Source organism: Clostridium sp. DL-VIII (assembly GCF_000230835.1).
In the GTDB taxonomy this organism is placed as follows: domain Bacteria; phylum Bacillota; class Clostridia; order Clostridiales; family Clostridiaceae; genus Clostridium.
The window spans coordinates 3,483,779-3,505,593 of the sequence record NZ_CM001240.1 but is presented as its reverse complement, the minus strand read 5'-3'; the positions used below and the strand labels follow the sequence as shown (position 1 = coordinate 3,505,593).

Here is a 21,815-nt window from a genome sequence, read left to right as displayed (position 1 = left end):
TAACTTCTTTGATGTAATATAACTAAATTATTGTAAAAAAAGAATCTATTCCTTAACTTGTTACAGTTACAATAGAATAGACTCCGTCGTCCTTCATTATAATAAAAAAAATCTAAGATTTAACTTCCTCATTGAGTTAATTCTTAGACTTCATTGCCTTAATGATAGGTAAATTGTTTCTCATTTAGTTATTAAAACTATAATATCATAAATAATTAGTTTTGCAAGCTTTTTTTGAAATTTCTATTACTTTTTTAATGATAACGATATATTATTGATAATATATCAAAAATATTCGTATTTTTAAAGCTTAAATGAGTCTTACTTATTTATATCACCACTAAGTGTGAATTTTTTTTCTCCAAACCGCTTTATTTCAAATTTATTCTCAGCAATTTTATACTCATACTCGTCATCTATTATTACTTTATTATTTTTAAATTCAAGTTTTAATGTTATTGTATCCATAACTTCACTATTAGAATATAATCTAATTTTCTTAGGAGAATGAAAAATCTTATCACCTTCTTTAGTTAAAATCGTTATAGTACTTGTAGATGTAATAAGAGACTTAATAGATCCATCTTCATAAAAATTCAAGGAATTACTATCACCATGAATTCCTAACGCATTTATATCATAAGCCTCAATTTCTCCTATAGGCGTATTTATATTAATAGGTCTAAAAGGTTCACAAGATTGAATTTCTCCATTTTTATACAATGAAAATCCTATTCTTCCTATAAAACTATAATTATCAATATTTAATTTAATTCTTTCTTTGGGCCATAAAGTGATACTTTTTAACTCCTTAGTTCTATAAAAATGCAGTGATATTATCTTAGCTTCAAAGGATGAAAATTTAAAATCAAATTTATATGGCTTTGCTAAATTATATTCATCATCTTCTGACCAATACCCAGACAATTTTCCATCTAATAAGAATAATCTATTAATCTGCCCTTCTTCATAAAATGTTATTTTTTCTACGTCAAATTCACCTAACACTGTATTAATTTTATTTGATTCATTTAGCGATATGCTTTTTATATTTCCACTCCTAAATACTTTTACAGGTGGAAATTCTTTTCTTCTCTCATCAGAAAAACCATATAAGGGTATTAATCTATAACCTGAAATATCCAATTTACTTTCTTCCTCAACTTTATACGCTTCCGGCTCTCCAGTATAATAATAGCTTGCAACAATTGCATCATTTAAAACACCATATTTAGTTTTTATTTGTTCCATGATACTTCTCCTCCATTCTTATAAAATTAATTTTTTTCAATTATTACTTTGTAATCATTTCTTCCGATTTCACTAACTTCTAGTTTTATTTCTCCATTATCTTTCTTATTAACTAACCACGGCGGCACATGACAGCAGCGCACCTCAATTCTTTCAACTTCCTCTTTTTGAAGATATGGTATTATTGCTTTTTTAGATGATAGCTCTGGATTTATTAATTCTAATTCCTGTAGATCTATCAAATAATATCCATCTGTAAGTTTTTTTCCTACTTCTGCTTCCTTTGAATCTTCCTCTTCCTGATCATTTTCTTTTTTTATAATTTCATCTAAATGTTCAATAGGATTTCCTTCTAGCTCCCAAACACTAAAATCCTCCGTATAAAAAACACTATATGGAATTCCGAAAGCTTTAGTTACTACTATAATTTTACACTCTCCCATCTGCTTTACTAAGTTCTTATACTCTTCCCTTATTTCATTTAATCCTTTTATATTGCTTGTCCTATTAATTGATATCTCCTTCTTAATCTTCCACTTTCCTTCTTGCTCAAATATTTTTACATACTTAGCATCTTCAAAGGAACTTATATTGTTTTCTTCATTAAGAAATACACCTATTTCATTCATAACATCACTCCTTTTCATATTTTTAAATAACACAAAAAGACGCAGTAAAATTACTGCGCCCTTGCACCTATGTGTATTCATTTTATATTATAATTTATGTTTTAGCAAGTATTTTACCAATGTCCTTTAAATTATAGCCGCCTAAACTTTCTATTTCTCTTTTAAATTCTTTACTTTGAATTGTATTTATTACTAATTTATATATTGGATATTTTAAATCAGCTTCTCTAATAACCAGATCATATCTTTCTTCCTGAATTGGTATAAAATCAATATTAGTAACCTGGCTTGCTGCTTTTTCATTTCCAATTCCAACATCACCCTCGCCTCTAGCAATACTTCTAGCTACAGCGAAATGGGATTGTCTAACTGTATTATATCCATTAATTTCCTCACTCTTTATATTATTAACTCTCAATTTTTCATCTAACAAAATTCTTATTCCTGATCCTTTTTCCCTATTCACAATAGAAACATTCCTCTTCAGTAGATCCTTCCACGTAGTAATCTTATAGGGATTCCCTTTAGCTACATAAAACCCCACGGTTCTATAAGCTAAATTAATAAGCAAACAGGGTATTCCCGGGAGCATTTTCCTAACAAAAGCAGTATTATATTCATTAGTATCTCCATCCCATAAATGTGCTGATGAAATAGCTATTTTATCATTGTATAAATCATAAAGACTTGCATAGCTTCCTATATTTGATCTTAAAATTCTTATATCATTAACTTTTTCTCTTATATTTTCTGCTAAAATATCTAAAATTATATCTTGCCCTGATATTATAATATCCTTATTATTTTCTGATTTATTTAATTCTTCATCTTTAAATTGCTCATTGTCATTATAATATTCATTTTTTAATCCTGTCATTTGACTTTTATTTATCTTATTTATTTTTTGACTATTAATATAGGTCTCAACATCTTCTCTATCTATTCTTAATTTCTTGCCTACTTTATAGCCAGGTAATTCTCCTCTTTTTACTAATTCATAAACAGTATTTTTGGTTATTTTTAACATTTCAGCAACTTCTAATGCTGTTAGGGATTCTTCCTTATCCATAGAACTTCCCTCCTTCTCTATAATATCTTATTTTAGCATTTAGGAGTAAGAATTTCTAGTAATTCATAATTTACCTAATTTAATCTAGACCAATCAAAATTAAAAATATGAATTTAATTCTAATAATAATTTATTTACTTTATTATTCTTTATAAAATCCCATCCTAACCAATTTAATTTGTAATTATTTTCCTTTAGATATTCTATATAATCTGTTGGATGTGGTAATGATGCATTTTTACATATATTTCTTACCTCTTCACTAAGAAAAAATTCCACAACTTTTTCTAAGCTTTTTGTAATATCGCTTTGAACCAGCAAAGTTATCGGACTAACTATTGCACCTTCTTTGGGCCATATAATTTCAGCATTTTTATTATGTTTTAATAATTTTGCATAGAAATATGGAATGACACTTATTGTTGGTGAATTCTCAAGTCCTTTCCCTATGTTTTTTACCATTTCTGCTGGATGTCCACCAAAACCAACAAGCTCCATTAACTTTTTTATTCCATCCATACCATAATCTTTATATATAGCTAAAAGAGTTGTTTCACAATACTTTCCTTGCTTTCCTCTTATAGCAACTTCTTTTTTGAACTCACTATTTAAAAGTTCTTCCCATGATTTAGGAATATCTCTGTTATTTAATTTAGTTAGATCCACTACCATAACTAAATAGTTTAATGCCATAATATAATAATTGCCTTCTAAATCACTAAATTCATCTTTATTTTCTTCAATTAACCTAATTTTTTCAAAGTAATGGTCGTGTATAGCTTTTGTTCTAAAATCTTCTCTATAAAAGCTATTTACTCCAGCACTTATAATAATTTTAGGTAATTCTTCTTTAGATGGTATATGCGACGACTCATCCATCCACATAACATCATAATTAGCATTACCTTCCACAAGATATTTAAAATCACACTCGTTTTCCAAATTATTTACCATTTGATTAAATTCAGCTTCTATTGGTACTTTAATAGGACATGGTAATAGTCCAAGTACATCATATTCTGATTTATCAATAATATTTTTTATCTTCCCCATACTTATGCCTCCAGTCATTTATACAATTAGCAGTTAAAACTTTAAAGCATTACTCTAACATTGCTTTCCGAAACCTTTTCACTCTTTATTCATCTTCCTCAAAATATTCTTTCATATTCCAGTCTATTATTTTTCCATTTCTTAAAGCATTTCTAAGCTCTAACATCTTATTATCAATTTGTTTCATAATCTTTAAATTATCTTTCTCTTTCTTTTGAGTCGTTATTATTTTACTTATAGCTCCATTTTTTATTATTATTCTTTTATCTCCAAGCAATGCCAATATGGGATCGTGAGTAGATACAAAAACTATTTTTCCCTCTTTAACTAATAACTCCAGCGCTCTGCTTCTATCTACTCCTGCATTTTCAATCTCATCAATAAGAACAATTGGAGAAATACTTAAAAACGCTGTATCCGCAATCATTAATGCTCTAGACTGTCCACCACTTAATGATGTTATAGGCGCATCATAATCGAACTGTTCTCCTGCAAGCTCATTTGCATATTTTATTATTTTATCAGTAATTACTGTAATTCCGTTAATTTCCCTACTCTTAGCATGCAATTGTATAAATTCTTCCACTGACACATCCATTACAAAATTCATATTTTGAGATAGCTCCGCAATCAGCTTCCCGTCATTTATATTTTCGCCATTTATCCTTATAATCCTTCCTGTTGGTGTATCCCCCTTTGCAATACACTCGATGTCTTCAAGTAACCTACTCTTTCCTGAACCAGTTGGCCCGACTATGCAGATTACTTCCCCACAGCTTATTGTTAATTCTATTTCTTCCTTTTTTCTATTTTTATCATATCCACCTATTATAGTAATAGATTTAATAATTGCATTACCTGCTTTTTTTATTTCATCTTCATCTCTCAAGTAATTCTCCTTAATTTGAGTTTTACCTTTAGATTCTTGAAAATTAATTTTTTTTGTATTACCAGTTTGATAATCTTCTCCTATTATTGTTTCTCCTAGACAATATGAACACAATGCTGATGGCATTGTAAACCTCAATTTCTCTCCCTCAAGGCTTTCTATTGACTTAGCTTCTTTTAGATATAAGCTTAATTCATAGGCGCCTTGTCCAGTAAGACCATTAACATATACTATTTTTGCTTTTGTATTTATTTCTCTAATCATAAAAGCAAATACTTCTCTTTCAGCCTGAGATACTATATCACCTTTAGTTATCACTATAATATCTGCAAATTTTAACATTGGTCCAATTTTTTTTGGAGTATTTACTCCAGATAAATTATCTATCACACATACTGCTAAAATATCTTTTATATGAGGTGAACACCTATTGCACAATCCTGCACTTTCACTTATTAATAAATCAAAACCTTTTTCTATACCATGCTTAACACCATCATCGATATTACTTATATAGAAATGATCAGGACAAAGGTTTCCAGCCAACCCTACCATAATATCAATTCCTGCTTTCTTATAAAGTAAATCATCATAAGTTGTCAGACAATCAAATTTGATTACACCAATTTTTTTCCCATCACTTTTTAAACATTCAATAGCTTTCAATATAACAGAAGTTTTTCCAGATGATGGGGGTCCTGAAAATGTAACAAATTTCACACTTATCCCCCCATTATTTGTGATAATTAAATATATTTCCTTTATTTAACTTTTCATAAATTTGTTTTTTTATTTTTAACTCCCAACCTATATCATATTTATATGAACTCCCCTCACTTATCAATACCATCCTCATACCATAAATACTTTTTTCTTGTATTATAATCTGTTCATCTCACTCCTTTACTTTTAAATTTCACAAAAAAAGCTCCCAAAGAATCTAATACATATGTATTCTCCTCTTTGAGAGCTTAAATATAATACCATATTAAAACATAGCTAAACATGATTAAACATAACTTTATTTATTATAATAACACCATAAATTAGTTTGTCAATAGTATTTTATAAATATACATTTAAAAACACTTTTCTTATTTTAATTGATATATTAAATATATTTTTTACATATGATTATTAACTAGATAATACAATTAAAATATTTTAATTATATTGATTTTTAATATAATTAATGCTAGTATAATTAATAAATCACAATAAAACTTAGCAAAACATTATAAAACACAACATCGAATTTAATATATGAATGTGAGGTTTTATTTATGAAAAAAAGAATTATTTTGTCTACATTAATGACCTTGATTTTATCCGTATCAATTATTTCATGCAGTGCACAAAAAGCTTCAACTACATCATCTAAAGACACTTCCTCTAGCGAACCTGCAGTTGAACTAAATATTTCAGCTGCTGCCAGTTTACAAGAAGCAATGGCTGATATCCAAGCTGAATATCAAAAAGTTAAACCTAATGTTACTTTAACTGTTAACTTTGGTGCTTCTGGTTCTTTGCAACAACAGATAGAGCAAGGTGCTCCTTGTGACATTTTTATTTCAGCAGGTCAAAGCCAAATGAAAGCTTTAGATGACAAATCCTTATTACTTGAGAATACTAAAAAAGACTTAGTTAAAAATGATTTAGTTATGGTTGGTCCAAAGGATACCACTTTAACAGGACTTTCAGATTTAACTACTGATAAAGTTAAAAAAATTGCTGTTGGAGAACCAAAAAGTGTTCCTGCCGGACAATATGCAGATGAAGTTTTTCAAAATCTCGGTATCAAAGATGCTATAACTCCAAAACTCGTTTTTGCTAAAGATGTAAAAGAGGTCCTTGCTTGGGCAACTTCTGGTAATGCTGATATTGGGTTTGTATACAAAAGCGATGCTTTAAGCAGCAACGATGCAAAGATTATTGACACAGTTCCGGAAGACAAGCATTCACCTATAACATATCCGGTTGGAATAATTAAAGCTAGTAAGAATCAAGATGCTGCAAAAGCCTTTGAAGATTTCTTATATACTGATACCTGTAAAAAGATTTTCGAGAAATATGGTTATGGCTTAGCTTAAAATGATAATTTAATTTATTTTGTACATTTAGGCACATATAAAATTTATAAACCGAAGATGGTTATATTTTTAATGTGCCTTTATTGTATATTTATGTAAGGAGGAATTAATATGGATTTTGCCCCCCTAAGGATTTCTGTTGAAACAGCTGTTCTTTCAACCGTAGTAACATTTTTTTTAGGTATTATAATCTCTTATTGGATGGCAAATTTTAATGGAAAATCTAAAGGAATAATTGATGGACTGTTTACCTTGCCATTAATTCTCCCACCAACTGTCGTAGGTTTTTTTCTATTACTGATTTGCGGTAAAAATGGCCCTATTGGTAAAATATTAGAACTTTTTAATACTTCTATAATTTTCAGCTGGAGTGCTACAGTAATAGCTGCTATCGTAGTATCTTTTCCAATGATGTATAGAACTACTCGTGCAGCCTTTGAACAAATAGATATAAACATTCTTTCTGCTGCTCGGACTCTTGGCCTTAGTGAGTTTAAAATATTTTATAAAATTTCTATTCCACTTGCTATGCCCGGTATTATAGGAGGATTAGTTCTATCCTTCGCTAGAGCTATAGGTGAATTTGGTGCAACCTTAATGTTAGCTGGAAATATTCCTGGCAAAACTCAGACTATGCCTCTCGCTATATTCTTTGCTGCTGAAGGTGGAGATATGGAAAAAGCGCTTCTTTGGGTAATTATAATTGTTGTTTTATCCTTAGTCTTAATATTACTAATGAATTATTGGGCAGAGATTCAACTAAAACTTATGGGAAGGAGGTCATAACAATGTCATTATATATTGATATAGAAAAGCATCTTTCCTCTTTTAATTTAGATGTTCATTTTGAGCATGAAAATGGAATTTTAGGATTTTTAGGTGCATCTGGTTCAGGAAAAAGTATGACCTTAAAATCAATAGCTGGGTTAGTAGCTCCTTCTCAAGGCAAAATAGTAGTTAATAACAAAATATTTTATAATTCTGATGCTAAAATTAATCTAACTCCTCAAGATAGAAGGGTTGGATACTTATTTCAAAATTATGCTTTATTTCCGAATATGAATATCATTGATAATATTGAGATTGGTGTTTCTAACCTAAAAGATACAGAAAAAAAAGCTCTAAGTAAAGATTATATTAAAAGACTAGGTCTTTCTGGATTGGAAAAGCGTTATCCATGGCAATTATCCGGAGGTCAACAGCAGAGAGTTGCCTTGGCTAGAGCACTGATAATTTCTCCTGACATACTACTGTTAGATGAGCCTTTTTCCGCATTGGATCAGCACTTAAGAAACAATTTAGAAAAAGAATTAATGTCCATGTTAAAAAATTATAATGGCAATGTTATTTTTGTAACTCATGATATAGCAGAAGCATATAGAGTCTGTGATGATATTATTGTTTATGAGAACGGTAAATCTCTAAAAAAAAGAGAGAAAAAAGAATTATTCAAACATCCCAAAAATCTTTGTGAAGCAACTTTGACAGGATGCAAAAATATTTCCAAAGCAAGAAAAGCTGGAAAATATACTATTTACGCTGAGAATTGGGGCCATGAATTTATAGTGAATAATGAAGTTCCTGAAAATGTTCAATATATATGCATACGAGCCCATGATATAGAAATTTGCAACAGTAACACTAATAGTAACACATTTTCATATCAGGTGGATAATATTATAGAGAATCCCTTTGAATATACTTTATACATGAAAAATAGAGATAATCCTATTTCAACTTTAATTGAATATAAGCTCGAGAAAAAAAATATGACGTTCTCTTTAAATGATACCATTTCTTTAACCTTTTCAAAGGACAATATATTTTGCTTTTGAATCTTTCTTAAAAAGCAATATTTATAAAATAGTATTACAAAAAAGTAACGAAGAATCACTATATTAAGGATTCTTCGTTGTTTTCTAAGTATTAACAAATATAATACTAAGCCATAATCATAACTGATGTAGCTTTAATAACTGCGGTAGCATCTGATCCAACCTTTAATTCCAAATCTTTTACTGCTTCCATAGAAATAGTAGCTGAAATAACTACATCCTTTGTAATTTCTATCTTCACTGTTGCATTGACTGCTCCTTCATTTATCTCCAAAACTTTTCCTTTGAACTGATTTCTTGCACTTAATTTCATTATTATCTCTTCCTATGATTTAAATTATCTTTATTATATATTATGTATTAGAACATTCAAATATATTTATTAGAATTTTATGAAATTATTTATTTTTTTTCATATTTATGTAATATTATTTTCATAATTATTTATAAATGACTATCAATTTTTTCTTATTGATCTAAAAAATATATTTAATTATAAAATTGCCACCGACTTAAAATGTTGGTGGCAATTTCTCAACTTTTTCAATATGTTATTTACGTCAGCAACTAAATATCAAGCTCTTGGATGGGTATGCATGTATATATAGTTAATTTTATCGTTGTTTATAATTTCATAATATGTGTCCATGTATGTTAGAACTTGGTTACCAAGTAATTTCTGCACCGCTCTAACATTGGCTCCGTTTTGAAGTAAATGAACTGCAAATGAGTGCCTAAAAGTATTTAGATTCACATCTTTATCAATACCTGCTTTTCTAGAATATTCCTTAACAATTCTCCAGATTCCTTGTCTTGTAAGTTTATTCCCATTTAAATTCACAAAAAGATTATTTACTCCGCACTGTGCTATTTTATATCGTATACTCAAATACTCTACTAATGCCTTGCATGCACTTCTTCCTATAGGGATAAGTCTTTCAAGATGTTTGTTATCTGTACATCTAACAAAATTCAAATCAAGATTAACATCATCTACATTTAATCCAATAAGTTCAGACACTTTCATTCCAGTAGCATACATTAATTCTAATAGTGCATTATCTCGTATGCCTTTAGAACAATCTTTTTCTACTACCCTGATTATTTTATCTACTTCTTCAATGGTTAATATCTGTGGCAATTTTCTATTATTTTTAGAACTCTTATATTCTATTTTAGGGATTTCATTTATTAATGCTTCACTTTTTAAATATGAATAAAAATTTCTGAGGCTAATTACTATTCTATTTATAGATCTTTCTGATTTTCCTTGGTTAATGAGGTTTTGTATATAAGACATAATTGTTAATTTATCACTCTTATATAAATCAATTTTTTTTCTATTTAAAAATTTAAGGTATAAACTAACATCAGTCACATATGCATATATAGTGTTTTCACTCTTACCACTTTCTAACAAATAATCTTTATAATTATTTATACTATTTATCATTATTATCTCCTATACCATTGATTAAGATTAGTATTCGACAAAATTGTCAATTTTCCTTTTTTTAATTTTTCATATGTTTATATTCTTCTTTATAAATAGAATTTTCTAGCCACAAATCTTATTAGAGATGGTGATATATAAGTTTCAATTAACATCCCAAATATAAATAGTACCCCAACCACAATTAACTTATTTAATACACCATCTAGAAAAGGATCCTTATTATTCATGCGTTTAAAGAACTTTCCCTTAAATTTTTCTGTAGAGATAGACAAACTGATGACACTTAACGCTATAAAGCATGGAATATATATTAAATTTTGAGGAATAACAGATGCTAAAGCTAGTCCAATTCCTTTTCCATCAAAGGTGGTTATGATAAAAGAAAAAGTATACCCGAGCGTAAAACCTTTTAATAAATCTAAAATTAATATTATAGGAGCTCCAAAAAAAGTTAAACCTAATATAAATATAGGTACAATGATTAATATATTTTTCTTAATAACCTCATAAAATAAATTTCCATAATTAACTGGTTGACTTCCTATTGAATTCGTAAAACTAAAAAAATAATTGGCTAGATCCTTTTTATCTGATGCTCCCATGCATCTAACAGTATAAAGTCCAAAAGATATCCCTAAACAAAACATGATTAATACAATGAAAAAATAAGTCTTCTTATCTCTAAACGTAGAATTTAGTTTACTAATTAAATAATTCATCTCTTATTCCTCCTTTAGTTACTCTACTTTATACTATGTTTAATGTTTCAAATTTATTCCCACACTTAATGATAAATATGTAAAATAACAAAAATAATTTTATCTAAATTTTAACTTTAAATTGAATGTTTTCTTATGAAATCAGGTTATTTTTTAACTTTATCAATTTTTTTTATTGACAACCTATAGAATTTTTTTTGTAGATAATTAAATATTTATTTAAAATAAAATAACCTTATGTTCATTAAAAATAATTTTAATGATGCACATAAGATTATTATCAACTTTATATATTATTTTTTGATTCAAATATTGTACTTCCATCCATTATCGTTATTGTAAATCATCAATTTTGCCATGCCACCTTTTTCAGCAGCTCTATTATATAATATAACTCCTCAATTCTATATTGAATTTTACATTGGCTGCAAAACTTTAAGTTTCTCATATGCCTTTTGAGCGTATGGCGTTGGCACTCCAACATCTCTCCCCATACGGCATAAATCTCCACAGAATAACTCAAGTTCAAATTTTTTGCCACGTGCAACATCTCTATGCATAGAACTTATGCTTTTCTTAGATAGACTTTTTAAAGTATTAATTGTAGTTTCATAGATATTATGTGGCAATTTAATACCTTTAATTCTTCCAACTTCTTCACATTCTTTAGCCACATTGCAAAAGGTTTCAAATTTCATTTTATCTTCAAGTATTCCTTTTACTTTAACATCATAATATGAATCTGTTACATTAAATGCACAGTTAAAAACATATTTATTCCAAGCCGCAACTTCAGCATCTCTTCTTACTTCACATATTATATTTGCTTTGGATAAAATATTATAAATTTTTTCTAAGTGTCTTTTATGAATAGGTCGATTTCTATTTGAAGATACTACAATTTTAGCATTCTTACTTGTTTGTTTTATTATGCAATCCGCTTCAATCTTTGAGCTAATATACATTACAGCATCTACTATTTTTCCCTTTCCTAAATACGAGTATAATTTACTTCCTCCGTCTACTCCATTAATAATTGGAATAATCAGCGTATGCTCATCTAACATTGGTAAAATAGTCCTTGCTGCCGCTTTTAAAGAATATCCTTTAACACAAACAAAAATAATATCCATAATTCCAATTTCACTTGCATTATCAGTTGCAAGGCTTGGATATACATTAAAACTTTCATTTAGTTCATTTTTTAAAGTTATACCATTATTTCTAATGCTGTTTAAAGTCTCACCCTTTGCTATAATATAAACATTTTCTTTACTCTTACAAAGCATTGCACTAATATATCCTCCAATAGCACCAATTCCTATTATTCCAATTTTCATAATGTGCTCTCCCTTTCTTATCAATTTTGACTTATTTCTCTTAACTTATTTATATTCTACATTATCTTGATGTATAATGAAAATATATATTAGTTATGAATACTATAATTAGGAGTTATATTATGATTATTGATTTAAATTTATATAAAACTTTTTTTACAGTGGCAAAGTATAAAAATATATCCCATGCTGCCGAAGTACTTTTTGTCTCTCAGCCTGCAGTAAGCAAATCAATAAAAACTTTAGAAAACCATCTAAATCTAAAGTTATTTTCCAGAAGTTCAAAAGGAGTAGCTTTAACACCAGAAGGAGAAATATTATTCAAACATATTAATAATGCTTTAAGCGAGCTTAGCTTAGGAGAACATATTTTAGAAAAACTTAAAAATAAAGAAATAGGAAATATTAATTTAGGTGTAAGCACTACTATAGGTAAAAGCTATTTTTTACCCGAATTCGAAAAGTTTACAAAAGAATATTCAGATTTTAAAATAAAAATCATAAATCGGCCTACTCTTGACACCATTAAACTAATACAAGAAGAAAAGTTAGATTTAGGCATTATTGGAACAACTTCAAATAAAGTTGATGTTAAATTTGTTAAACTTAAAGAAATGCATGATATCTTAGTTGCAAGTAATAGTTATCTGGAAAAATCAAATTTTAAAAATACAAAAGATATTTTTAATAGGGGTTCATTTATGTTGCTAGAAAATCCTAATGCCACCCGCGAGCATATAGATAACTACTTTGCTTCGCAAAATTTATCCATCACTCCAGACATTGAAGCCAGTAATATGGATTTTTTAATCGAATCTGCAAAAATCGGACTTGGAATTACCTCTGTAATAAAAGAGTTTTTAGATAGTGAACTAGAAAATAAAACACTTATAGAAATTCCACTTAAACATCAGATTCCACCTAGATACATTGGTGTAATTTATAAAAATTCATCTAATTTATCTATTGCAGCAAAAACGCTTATCGATTTCTTAAAGAAATAAATTTATATAAAGGAAAGTTTTTTAAATAAAATATTAGGCTCAACATCAAAATATGTTCTTGACAGCTTAAGCTGTCAAGAAATGGTTATTACATTCTAATAAAATTCTTCCTTTGTAGTAGTCTTTATTCCTTGTAAAATAGTGTCTGCGTTGAATTGCTTTAATTTTACCGTTTCTACCTTCAACAGCGGCATTGGTATATCTACAATGATGATAGTTAATTATTTCTTGTCTCCAGTTTTCAAAAGTAACCAAAGCACGTTCTACCTCAGGTATATTTAGTGAATGTCCTTTTTTACACCATTTATCAAATACATTTGTTGCCTGTATAACACTTGAACAACAGTCATACCACTCAATAAGTTCCTCTTTCCACTCATATACTGCTTTTAGGTCAGGTGATAATGACAACAACTGCTGGAGCATCTCAACCTCTTTTGATGTAAGATATTCATTCCGTTTTTCAAGTACTGATTTATTTCTTTTCAATACTGTCCGTGCCGCAGGAGTTAAATCACAACTTATGCGTTTTCTTACGCCTCTAAGAGCTTCCATAGCATAGCTATTAACATGAAACCTATCCGCAATACGTATAGCATCTGGGTATACTTCTTTTGCAAATGTGTGATAATATGGAGCCAAATCCATTACTATAGCAAAAGGTCGGAGCTCAAAAAGTTCTGGATTTACAGTCTTATGACTTCTAAGCTCTTCAAGTTTTCTTCCTGGAATTATTTCAAGTAATGTTCCGTTACGAAGGTCATGAATTCCAGTATTATAACTATGTCCTTTCCTTATAGCAAAATCATCCATTCCAAGTATAAGCTTGTTAGTGTTAGAACTTTCTAATATAACTTTTGCTTGCAATTGTGGAACAACATAGTCAATATAATTTTTATATATTCTTTCAACTGTAGAATATGGTATTTTCAATGTTCTAGCACAGTGAATAACCGTTGCTCCTGGTACTTTAGTTGCAATAAACTCTTGAAATTCATTAGTATAACGACTCTTTCCAGTCAGGAATGAATATTGCCATGAAAAAGAGGCATTACAATCCTTACAGGACATTCTTATTTTAGGAACCTTTAATATTACCTCGTTTTGAAATATAGGAAGATGCCTTACTCTTCTAATTCCAGATGAGCCTCGTCTTATTATTTTAAAACTCTTACAGCACGGACAAGGTTGAGTATATTCTGTAGGTTGGATTTCAATACAAATTCTATCTTCAAAACCATAGATAAAATTGATAACATTTATTCCTTGTAAATTTAATATATTAGTGATATCCTGTAATTGCATTTAAACTCCTTCAATTCTATTGGATTAGTCACTTATAGAATACAGGAATTTGAATGCATTTTTCATTTAATTTTATAATTATTTTATGTCAAGCACAGTTTTTAGTGTTGAGCCAAATATTATTTGTATGTTATAATTTTAGTTATTATGATTAAACCTATATTGGCACTTTAATTATAATAGATTTAAAATAAATATAACTTACTTATCAAGGAGGCAAACAAATGGCTTTTAAAGAAATTGAAATTAAGGACTTAAACATGAATCCTTTTACACTAATTGGCAATGAATGGCTGCTAATCACTGCTGGAAATGAAAACAAATTTAATACTATGACTGCAAGCTGGGGAAGCCTTGGTGTATTCTGGGGAAAAAATTCAGCTACAATTTATGTTAGACAAAGTAGATATACAAAAGAATTTATAGATTCAAATGATACTTTTACTTTATCTTTCTTTAGTGAAGATTATAAGAAGGCCCTCGGTATTTGTGGAAGTCTTTCAGGAAGAGATGTAAACAAAGTAGAAAAAGCAAATCTAACTCCTGTATTCGATGAAATTAGTCCTTATTTTAAAGAAGCAAAAATGACTATGATATGTAAAAAAATGTATCACACCGATATAGAACTTGCAAATTTTGATGAACCAAAATTTAATGAAACAATGTATCCTGATAAAGATTATCACACAATTTATATTGCTGAAATATTAAAAGTGTTGGTTAAGGAATAACTTTCTAATAAAAAAGCTTGCCTAAAAATGTCTTTAAGCAGGCTTTTTTATTACTTTAGTATATTCATAAGTTATGCTAAAGATCGTAGTTTTTCAAATATCTCGGAATGACTTTTTTTAATGTTAATTATTTTAAAATCATTGTTTACAAAAACATGTAATGTACTTCCTTTAGCAATTTCCTTTTTATCCTTTTCTCTAATTACTGAATAGCTAAATTCTACTTTAACTGGTGTCAATTCTTTAATCCAAGTTTTAATAATTAACTCATCTTCATATTTTGCACCAACAATATACTTACAGCTACTTTCAGCTAAAGGAATTAATATCCCCTTTTCTTCCATTTCACTATAGCTAATATTACTCCCCTTAATAAAATCTGTTCTGCCTGCTTCAAACCAAATCAAATAATTAGAGTGATGAACTATACCCATTTTATCTGTTTCAGCATATCTTACTACAATTTTTGTTTCGCTTACATACAATTTAGAGCACTCCTTTTTCCAGAATAATTAAATATATAAATTCTTTAACCTTTTACAAGTTCTGCAATTTTCTTGTTTGGATTTTTAGTAAATACACCTCCATGATAACATATAACTGTTTCAATATCATATTGAGTAAGCTTCTTTAATGATTTCTTTGCTTCATCTATATCGAATGTATATTCAGGGTTTGGTCCAACTAACTCACCATTTACTACATTTAACGCATCTCCTGTTACTAATGTTTTATATTTTTTTAAATAGAAACAAGTATGACCGGGCGTATGTCCTGGTGTATGAATTACCTTTATTCCCCCACAATAATTAAATTCTTCATTATCCTCAATAATCTTATCAACTTTAGTTTTAAGATTACGAATCTGTTCTAGCATTTCATTGCGTTTATCTTCCGGCATAGAATTAAGACGTTCTGCTGTAAATTTTATTGGTGTCTTTTCCCCTTCAATATAAGGTTTTTCACCAGCACTTGCTAATACTTCTATCTTATTCTTTGAATTCTGAGTTACACTAGCTAAACTGCCAATATGATCTAAATCATGATGCGTTATAAATATTTTATTTATCATTTCAAAATCCACACCTGCTTTTCTAACTTCTTCATAAATGTTTTCTAATTGTCCAGGCAACCCAGCATCTATCAAAATTACATTTTCATCGTCAAAGATAAGTGTAGGATTCATTCTTCTTTCTTGTATACCTAATTCAAGTACATGCAAACCTTCATAAATTTTCATTTTTTCGCCTCCTTAATATAAGATGATCATTTCACACTCAAACTATATTTTTAGATATTTATATTCTGTTGTTAATTTTTTATTTGAATAATCATCTTAACCTCTTCATTTTTAGTAGTGTATTATTATTATACTACAGAATTATATTTATTTACTTATAATCGTAAAATATCCAAGGAATAAGCTCCTTAATATTTCATGTATTGATATTCTTCTTTTTTATAATAATAATACTATAGTTATGTTTTATTTAAAGTTATCTATATAATTTTTCTACATATTATATATGAAAAAATCTTAAAATTATTGTTAGGAGTGATTTCTATGAGCAAACAAAATACGCCAGATGGTCCATCTCCAAAAATTTACGATACTGAAAAGATAATTGACATTCATTCATCAGAATTTGATCCGAGTTTTAATTCTAAAAAAGTTCGCCAAGTTAATAGTCATCTTTCTCCATCAAAATATACTAAGAATTCAAATAATAAGAATAATTTAAATTCTACTTCGGAACTGTCAACATTTGCAGGATATTCTGATTCCAATAAAAATAAAAAAACAAATGTGTATGATTATCATGGAAAGTTAAAATAATAAATTAATTACTTATATATCTTAATAAAATCATCAATAAAATACCGTTAGACACTTTTTACATAGGTATCTAACGGTATAACTAAACACTTCTTTTTGCTCCATATTCAATTAATATACTTTCAATCTTCTTATTTTTACATAAATTTAATGGTGTTTGTCCAGAATTATTCTTTGAATTTATATCTAGGCCTAAAGAGAGAATAACTTTTAAATATTCTTCGAAATCATCAAAATCACCACACATTACATAATCATCATGTAAAATAGTATTGTTACACTTATCGGTATGCTTGATATCTGCATGATAATTAAGAAGAAGATTCAAAAGCTCTACCGAAAAACTAAAATTACAATAAAAAATAGGAGTTTTTCCTGTTATATTTTCAGCGTTTACTTCAGATCCATTCTCTAATATTAATTTAATTACACTCATATTAGGTCTTATTCTTGCGCAGACTCTATGTAATGGTATCTCTTTATAATAACTTTGATTGCTGTTTATATCCGCACCATTTTTAATTAAAAGCTCTATTATTTCAAAGTAATTCTTTCCACAATTATCTATAGCAAAATGAAGCAGGCTCTTGTCGTCATATTTTTCATTAACATTTCCTCCATTTGTTATGAAGTTATTGAGTTCATCTAAATTCCCTTTTTCTATTATTTTCAAAATAGATTTTGGCCTTGAACCAAATAAAATTTCATTAATCTTCATGATAACTACCTCCAAATCACTTATTAATATATGCATATTAATTTAGCTTCTCAATTTATCTTCTCAATTTATAAAATCATTTTTTTAGTCTTATACTTTCTTTATATACAGTTTACCATATATTCTACGGATAGTTCAGAACAAAGTAAGTGCTTATACATAAATCATCTTTAATTACTATTACTCATTATAATTTTTCGTAAAATAAAAAGGTAGTTTAATTAACCACCTTTTATATTACCCCGCAACGTCCTACTCTGCCACACAGTCTCCCATGCAGTACCATCGGCGCTATAGACCTTAACTTTCCTGTTCGAAATGGGAAGGAGTGTTACCTCTATGCCATCATCACGAGATGCTAGTTCATTCCAAATCTCTGATTTGGTTAAATGAACTGTACACCAACGAACGAATGTGAGTTAGTGTTTCCTTTAAAAAGAAACTTTAATTCATACTATTCATTTGGTTTTCAGTATTCACATACTTGCTTGAAAAAACATTTTGTTCTTTCAAAATTGCACATAGTTACTTAATGTATATTACAACTTGATTATATTGGTCAAGCCCTCGACCTATTAGTATCAGTCAGCTAAATATGTTACCATACTTACACCTCTGACCTATCAACCTTGTAGTCTTCAAGGGGTCTTACTAGCTTATGCTATGGGAAATCTCATCTTGAGGTGGGCTTCACACTTAGATGCTTTCAGCGTTTATCCCTTCCCGACTTAGCTACCCAGCTATGCTTCTGGCGAAACAACTGGTACACCATAGGTCAGTCCATCCCGGTCCTCTCGTACTAAGGACAGCTCCTCTCAAATTTCCTACGCCCGCGACGGATAGGGACCGAACTGTCTCACGACGTTCTGAACCCAGCTCGCGTGCCGCTTTAATGGGCGAACAGCCCAACCCTTGGGACCTACTTCAGCCCCAGGATGCGACGAGCCGACATCGAGGTGCCAAACCTCCCCGTCGATGTGAACTCTTGGGGGAGATCAGCCTGTTATCCCCGAGGTAGCTTTTATCCGTTGAGCGATGGCCCTCCCACGAGGTACCACCGGATCACTAAGCCCGACTTTCGTCCCTGCTCCACTTGTAAGTGTCGCAGTCAGGCTCCCTTCTGCCTTTGCACTCTTCGAACGATTTCCGACCGTTCTGAGGGAACCTTTGGGCGCCTCCGTTACATTTTAGGAGGCGACCGCCCCAGTCAAACTGCCCACCTAACAATGTCCTGTCACCAGTTTCATGGCATCCAGTTAGAACTTCAATACTATCAGGGTGGTATCCCAACAACGACTCCTCCAAAGCTGACGCCCTGGTATCCCAGTCTCCCACCTATCCTGTACAGACAATACCGAAATTCAATGCTAAGCTACAGTAAAGCTCTACGGGGTCTTTCCGTCCAATCGCGGGTAGCGAGCATCTTCACTCGCACTACAACTTCGCCGGATTTGCAGTTGAGACAGTGCACAAGTCATTACGCCATTCGTGCGGGTCAGAACTTACCTGACAAGGAATTTCGCTACCTTAGGACCGTTATAGTTACGGCCGCCGTTTACTGGGGCTTAAGTTCATACCTTCGCTTGCGCTAAGTATTCCCCTTAACCTTCCAGCACCGGGCAGGCGTCAGCCCCTATACATCAGCTTTCGCTTTAGCAGAGACCTGTGTTTTTGTTAAACAGTTGCTTGTGCCTATTCTCTGCGACCTACGTTTCCGTAGGCACCCCTTATTCCGAAGTTACGGGGTCAATTTGCCTAGTTCCTTAACTGCAATTCTTCCGTCGGCCTTAGGATTCTCTCCTCATCTACCTGTGTCGGTTTGCGGTACGGGCACTACTTCTCTCTCTAGATGCTTTTCTTGGAAGCATGGAATCAGATACTTCGGTTCCGTGGAACCTTCCCCATCACGCCTCAGAATTGTTGGAACGGATTTGCCAATCCCAACTCCCTAAACGCTTAGACTAGCATCCAATAGCTAGCACATCCTATCCTTCTCCGTCACACCCTCGATATTAACGATGATAGTGGTATTGGAATATCAACCAATTGTCCATCGGCTACGCCTCTCGGCCTCGCCTTAGGTCCCGACTAACCCTGAGAAGACAAACTTTACTCAGGAAACCTTAGATATTCGGCCTGTAAGATTCTCACTTACATCTCGCTACTAATGCCAACATTCTCACTCGTAATCAGTCCACCGCTCCTTTCGGTACGACTTCAGCCCGATTACGACGCTCCTCTACCGCTCACGCAAAAGCGTGAACCCGTAGCTTCGGTGGTAAGTTTGAGCCCCGGACATTTTCGGCGCAGGATCTCTTGACTAGTGAGCTATTACGCACTCTTTTAATGAGTGGCTGCTTCTAAGCCAACATCCTAGTTGTCTTAGAAATCCCACATCCTTTTCCACTTAACTTACACTTTGGGACCTTAGCTGACGATCTGGGCTGTTTCCCTTTTGACCATGGAACTTATCTTTCACAGTCTGACTGCCGGACTGATAGTATATGGCATTCGGAGTTTGATAAGGTTCGGTAAGCGCTATGCCCCCTAGCCTATTCAGTGCTCTACCTCCATTACTCACATTTTCCGACGCTAGCCCTAAAGCTATTTCGAGGAGAACCAGCTATATCCGAGTTCGATTGGAATTTCTCCGCTATCCACAGCTCATCCCATGCTTTTTCAACAGCAACGTGGTTCGGTCCTCCACGAGGTTTTACCCTCGCTTCAACCTGGCCATGGATAGGTCACCCGGTTTCGGGTCTACAGCATGCAACTAGTCGCCCTATTAAGACTCGGTTTCCCTTCGGCTCCGTACCTTAAGTACTTAACCTCGCTACATACCGTAACTCGTTGGCTCGTTCTACAAAAAGCACATCATCACACACATAAGGTGCTTTGATCGGTTGTAGGCACATGGTTTCAGGTTCTATTTCACTCCCCTCCCGGGGTTCTTTTCACCTTTCCCTCACGGTACTGCTTCACTATCGGTCATCAGGTAGTATTTAGCCTTGGGAGGTGGTCCTCCCTGCTTCCCACAAGGTTTCACGTGTCTCGTGGTACTCTGGTGCAGAACTGCTCATTATAGTTTTTATTTACAGGACTATTACCTCCTACGGTCCAACTTTCCAGTTGTGTTCAATTAACTATAATTTCACGTTATGTTCTGTCCGCAACCCCAGAGATAAATCTCTGGTTTGGGCTCTTTCCTTTTCGCTCGCCGCTACTAAGAAAATCGATTTTTCTTTCTCTTCCTCCAGGTACTTAGATGTTTCAGTTCCCTGGGTTTACCTTCATAAAGCTATGTATTCACTTTATGATACATGGGGTTTCCCATGTGAGTTTCCTCATTCGGAAATCTTCGGATCTCTGACTATGTGCGTCTACCCGAAGCTTATCGCAGCTTATCGCGTCCTTCATCGGCTCCTGATGCCAAGGCATTCACCATGCGCCCTTTGTAGCTTGACCTTTTGCTTGCTTATTGAATCTTATCACTTCGTCAGCTGCAAAAATTATTCATTCGCGTACGCTTAAGTACTGCTCATTTCATAATTTTTTTGCTTCCTCGTGCTAAGCTCCAATAAGCTGCGCAAATTGGTTCGCATTTATAGTATATAGCGATATACACTATATGAATGCTTACAATTTGTTTTTAATCATTTCACAAAGAATATTTATTCTTGGCTTTGTTGTATTTTATATACATTAATCTATGTGCAATTTTCAAAGAACATTTGCTTGCTTATTACCGCCAATTGTTTCGTCAGCTGCAAATTTTACTCATTCACGTACGTGAAGTACGCTTCATTTCATAAAACTTTTGCTTCCTCGCACTTGTCGCTACTAAGCTACGCAATTTTGAAAGACTTAGTCTTTCAAAATTGAACAGAAA

The 21,815-nt window shown here is 31.2% G+C and carries 19 protein-coding genes and 2 rRNA genes; 6 read left to right on the top strand and 15 right to left on the bottom strand.

Annotation, left to right across the window (positions count from 1 at the left end; genetic code table 11):
* Nucleotides 1–321: 321 nt before the first annotated feature.
* The 5 genes from CDLVIII_RS16150 to CDLVIII_RS16130 form a co-directional block, all read right to left on the bottom strand.
* Entirely contained in the window at nucleotides 322–1,251 is a 930-nt protein-coding gene (locus CDLVIII_RS16150; protein ID WP_009170516.1) for a hypothetical protein, read from the bottom strand.
* Between the two features lie 26 nt (nucleotides 1,252–1,277).
* Complete coding sequence (locus tag CDLVIII_RS16145; protein WP_009170515.1) at nucleotides 1,278–1,880, bottom strand: Fe-only nitrogenase accessory AnfO family protein; 603 nt, start codon at nucleotides 1,878–1,880, stop codon at nucleotides 1,278–1,280.
* Nucleotides 1,881–1,974: 94 nt separating this feature from the next.
* Nucleotides 1,975–2,949, bottom strand: a complete 975-nt coding sequence (locus tag CDLVIII_RS16140; RefSeq protein ID WP_009170514.1) for a helix-turn-helix transcriptional regulator — start codon at nucleotides 2,947–2,949, stop codon at nucleotides 1,975–1,977.
* Nucleotides 2,950–3,048: 99 nt separating this feature from the next.
* A complete protein-coding gene (locus tag CDLVIII_RS16135) occupies nucleotides 3,049–4,002 on the bottom strand; it encodes an ABC transporter substrate-binding protein (protein WP_009170513.1) in 954 nt (317 codons plus the stop codon).
* Between the two features lie 85 nt (nucleotides 4,003–4,087).
* On the bottom strand, nucleotides 4,088–5,611 hold the full coding sequence (locus CDLVIII_RS16130) for a GTP-binding protein (RefSeq protein ID WP_009170512.1): 1,524 nt from the start codon (nucleotides 5,609–5,611) through the stop codon (nucleotides 4,088–4,090).
* Between the two features lie 563 nt (nucleotides 5,612–6,174).
* On the opposite strand from CDLVIII_RS16130, the gene modA reads away from it, so the two are divergent.
* The 3 genes from modA (at nucleotide 6,175) to CDLVIII_RS16115 (ending at nucleotide 8,816) form a co-directional block, all read left to right on the top strand.
* Nucleotides 6,175–6,981, top strand: a complete 807-nt coding sequence (modA, locus tag CDLVIII_RS16125; protein ID WP_009170511.1) for a molybdate ABC transporter substrate-binding protein — start codon at nucleotides 6,175–6,177, stop codon at nucleotides 6,979–6,981.
* A gap of 105 nt (nucleotides 6,982–7,086) precedes the next feature.
* The gene (gene modB, locus CDLVIII_RS16120; protein ID WP_186005599.1) at nucleotides 7,087–7,767 is read left to right on the top strand and encodes a molybdate ABC transporter permease subunit; all 681 of its coding nucleotides are present in this window, start codon (nucleotides 7,087–7,089) and stop codon (nucleotides 7,765–7,767) included.
* Nucleotides 7,768–7,769: 2 nt separating this feature from the next.
* Nucleotides 7,770–8,816, top strand: a complete 1,047-nt coding sequence (locus CDLVIII_RS16115) for an ATP-binding cassette domain-containing protein (protein ID WP_009170509.1) — start codon at nucleotides 7,770–7,772, stop codon at nucleotides 8,814–8,816.
* 106 nt (nucleotides 8,817–8,922) lie between these two features.
* Here CDLVIII_RS16115 and CDLVIII_RS16110 read toward each other — a convergent pair whose 3' ends face one another.
* From CDLVIII_RS16110 to CDLVIII_RS16095, 4 genes are all read right to left on the bottom strand, one after another.
* Nucleotides 8,923–9,129: a TOBE domain-containing protein gene (locus CDLVIII_RS16110; protein ID WP_009170508.1), complete on the bottom strand. Its 207-nt coding sequence runs from the start codon at nucleotides 9,127–9,129 to the stop codon at nucleotides 8,923–8,925.
* A gap of 261 nt (nucleotides 9,130–9,390) precedes the next feature.
* Nucleotides 9,391–10,269 (bottom strand): tyrosine-type recombinase/integrase, encoded by an 879-nt coding sequence (locus tag CDLVIII_RS16105; RefSeq protein WP_009170507.1) that lies wholly within the window; start codon nucleotides 10,267–10,269, stop codon nucleotides 9,391–9,393.
* Nucleotides 10,270–10,358: 89 nt separating this feature from the next.
* On the bottom strand, nucleotides 10,359–10,991 hold the full coding sequence (spoIIM, locus tag CDLVIII_RS16100) for a stage II sporulation protein M (RefSeq protein WP_009170506.1): 633 nt from the start codon (nucleotides 10,989–10,991) through the stop codon (nucleotides 10,359–10,361).
* Nucleotides 10,992–11,407: 416 nt separating this feature from the next.
* On the bottom strand, nucleotides 11,408–12,331 hold the full coding sequence (locus tag CDLVIII_RS16095) for a 2-dehydropantoate 2-reductase (RefSeq protein WP_009170505.1): 924 nt from the start codon (nucleotides 12,329–12,331) through the stop codon (nucleotides 11,408–11,410).
* Between the two features lie 122 nt (nucleotides 12,332–12,453).
* On the opposite strand from CDLVIII_RS16095, the gene CDLVIII_RS16090 reads away from it, so the two are divergent.
* Complete coding sequence (locus CDLVIII_RS16090) at nucleotides 12,454–13,335, top strand: LysR family transcriptional regulator (RefSeq protein WP_009170504.1); 882 nt, start codon at nucleotides 12,454–12,456, stop codon at nucleotides 13,333–13,335.
* A gap of 66 nt (nucleotides 13,336–13,401) precedes the next feature.
* On the opposite strand, the gene CDLVIII_RS16085 is transcribed toward CDLVIII_RS16090, so the two are convergent.
* Nucleotides 13,402–14,640, bottom strand: coding sequence for an ISL3 family transposase (locus tag CDLVIII_RS16085; RefSeq protein ID WP_009167586.1), 1,239 nt, complete (start codon nucleotides 14,638–14,640; stop codon nucleotides 13,402–13,404).
* Nucleotides 14,641–14,864: 224 nt separating this feature from the next.
* Between CDLVIII_RS16085 and CDLVIII_RS16080 the strand changes: the two genes are divergently transcribed.
* Complete coding sequence (locus CDLVIII_RS16080) at nucleotides 14,865–15,371, top strand: flavin reductase family protein (RefSeq protein ID WP_009170503.1); 507 nt, start codon at nucleotides 14,865–14,867, stop codon at nucleotides 15,369–15,371.
* A 71-nt stretch (nucleotides 15,372–15,442) separates the two neighbouring features.
* Here the strand turns inward: CDLVIII_RS16080 and CDLVIII_RS16075 are convergent, their stop codons facing one another.
* A complete protein-coding gene (locus tag CDLVIII_RS16075; protein ID WP_009170502.1) occupies nucleotides 15,443–15,856 on the bottom strand; it encodes a YbgC/FadM family acyl-CoA thioesterase in 414 nt (137 codons plus the stop codon).
* Nucleotides 15,857–15,900: 44 nt separating this feature from the next.
* The gene (locus CDLVIII_RS16070; RefSeq protein WP_009170501.1) at nucleotides 15,901–16,611 is read right to left on the bottom strand and encodes an MBL fold metallo-hydrolase; all 711 of its coding nucleotides are present in this window, start codon (nucleotides 16,609–16,611) and stop codon (nucleotides 15,901–15,903) included.
* 324 nt (nucleotides 16,612–16,935) lie between these two features.
* On the opposite strand from CDLVIII_RS16070, the gene CDLVIII_RS16065 reads away from it, so the two are divergent.
* Nucleotides 16,936–17,208 (top strand): hypothetical protein, encoded by a 273-nt coding sequence (locus tag CDLVIII_RS16065; RefSeq protein ID WP_009170500.1) that lies wholly within the window; start codon nucleotides 16,936–16,938, stop codon nucleotides 17,206–17,208.
* An 82-nt stretch (nucleotides 17,209–17,290) separates the two neighbouring features.
* On the opposite strand, the gene CDLVIII_RS16060 is transcribed toward CDLVIII_RS16065, so the two are convergent.
* The 3 genes from CDLVIII_RS16060 to CDLVIII_RS16050 form a co-directional block, all read right to left on the bottom strand.
* Nucleotides 17,291–17,926, bottom strand: coding sequence for an ankyrin repeat domain-containing protein (locus tag CDLVIII_RS16060; RefSeq protein ID WP_009170499.1), 636 nt, complete (start codon nucleotides 17,924–17,926; stop codon nucleotides 17,291–17,293).
* Nucleotides 17,927–18,165: 239 nt separating this feature from the next.
* A 5S ribosomal RNA gene (rrf, locus tag CDLVIII_RS16055) occupies nucleotides 18,166–18,282 on the bottom strand.
* 199 nt (nucleotides 18,283–18,481) lie between these two features.
* Nucleotides 18,482–21,391, bottom strand: a 23S ribosomal RNA gene (locus tag CDLVIII_RS16050).
* Nucleotides 21,392–21,815 lie beyond the last annotated feature (424 nt).